Annotated in this window: 1 protein-coding gene and 1 pseudogene; both read right to left on the reverse strand. The window is 72.7% G+C overall.

All coding sequences use genetic code 11. From position 1 onward, the window contains the following. Nucleotides 1-109: 109 nt before the first annotated feature. Entirely contained in the window at nt 110-694 is a 585-nt protein-coding gene (locus AC2W7G_RS14975) for a hypothetical protein (protein ID WP_485869142.1), read from the reverse strand. Nucleotides 695-1,046: 352 nt separating this feature from the next. After that, nucleotides 1,047-1,844: pseudogene (locus tag AC2W7G_RS14980) on the reverse strand (MCE family protein); the annotation flags it as partial. Nucleotides 1,845-1,935: the final 91 nt, after the last annotated feature.

A 1,935-nucleotide genomic window follows, 5' to 3' on the forward strand; every position in this document is an offset into this window, starting at 1 on the left:
CGTGCGCACCGGACGGGGCGCGGTCGTGGTGGCCGGGCGCGGGCGGTGGAGGTGGATCCCGGACGGGTCTCGCCGGCGATCCGGCGCCGGGCGGGGCGCTTGGGGTCGCTCACTGGCCGTCCTCCTTCGGGGTCTGGGGCTGGCCGGTCTCGGCCGTCATCGCCGCGATGCTCTCGAAGTCGTCGACGCGCCACGCGCCGTCCTGGCGCAGGAACGCGACCTTCCAGCGGAAGTGCCGGCGCACCGCGGTCTTCTGGTCGGTGTTGGAGATCGACGCGTCGACCGCGACGAGCACCTCGGCGGAGTCCGCGTCGAAGGAGTCGATCGCCACGCCCAGCACCTCGGGGTCGCTGCTGCGCTGCTTCTTGGCGGTGAGCGCGCCGAAGATCGCCTCGGTGACCTGGTCGAACTGCTCGCGGTAGTCGTCGGTCAGCAGGCCGGCCATCCGCTGCTGGTAGTCCTCCAGCTCGGCGACGTCGTAGGTGTTGTAGGCGGTGGCGAAGTCGTTCGCGGCCGTCACCAGGTCCTGGCGGGCGGCGCCGTCGTCGTCGCCGGCGAACGCGCGCGGCACGACCAGGCCGGCCACGCCCAGCAGGACGCCCAGGACGACCAGCGCGACGAGCAGGCGGACGACCCCGCGCGGCGGACCCTCGGTCACCTCGCCGTGCTCGGTCCCAGAAGCAGTGCGCTCCATGTGTTCTCTCCCTCGGTGGACGGCTTCCCCTCCGAAGCCGCTGGCGGTCGGTTGACCGACGACGTCCGCGACCGCGCGGGACGAGGTCGGGGTCCGTGCAGTCGGTGCCCACGTCGAACTCCTGCGTCGTGCGGTCCTCGGCCGGACGCTCGGCCGCGGTGTAGCCGTCCTCGCACGCCTTCGGCGTCGGCGTGAGCACCAGGCCGAACGACGCGTCGTAGCGGCCGTCCGGCCCCTTGTCGACGACGCTGTACGAACCTTGCACGAGGTACGGGTACAGGATGTAGATGGCCTGCAGCCCGGCGGTGCGGCGCGACAGCGGCTCGACCGACGACGTGAGGTTGCCGAGCAGCTCGGTCAGGTCCTCCTCGTTCTCGCCGACGACGGCGTCGACGAGCGCGGCGCTGCCCGGGCCCTCGTCGAGCAGGCGGCGCAGGTCCGGGTCGGCGTCGACGAGCGTGTCCGACAGCAGCCGCAGGTCGCGCGAGAACGAGCCGATCTGCGCCGACTTGTCGATCTGGGTCTGCAGCACCGAGTCCGAGTCGCGGATCAGGCGGCGGGTCGCGTCCAGGTTCTCGGTGGCGTCGGCGACGACCTCCATGGACGTGTCGAGGATGCGCGACAGGTCGCGACCGACGCCCTCGAAGGCCTGGCCCAGCTCGTCGACGACGATCGCGAGGTCCTGGGTGTCGACCGACGCGACGAGGTCGTTGACGTCGACCAGCACGGTGGCGGTGTCGAGCGGGATGCGGGTGTCGTCGCGGTCGATCGTCGAGCCCTCGGCCAGGTAGGGGCCGCCGGACGTGCGCGGGCGCAGGTCGACGTACTGCTCGCCGATGGCGGACTTGTTGGCGACGCGGGCCTCGACGTCGGCCGGGATGCGCGGGGCGCCGTCCTCGAGGTCCAGGCGCGCCTCGACCCCCTCCTCGACGAACTGCAGGTCGCCGACCTTGCCCACGCCGATGCCGCGGTAGGTCACCTCGGCGCCGACGAAGATGCCGCCGGAGTCGGCGAACGTGGCGACGACGGGATAGGTGCGGTCGATGACGAGCCGGTCGAGCTCGGCGTAGCGGCCGCCGACGAACGCGCCGCCCAGCAGGGTGATCAGCGCGAAGACGACGAGCTGGACCTTGGTCAGTCGGGTGATCATCGGCGCACCACCGGGTCGAGGAGGGCCGCGGCCAGGTCGGTCCGCGGGACGCCGGCGGGCACGCTCAGCGCCGTGGGGGGCCGCGGCCGAG

This window comes from Aeromicrobium sp. PFPM2_SD2 (assembly GCF_057364525.1).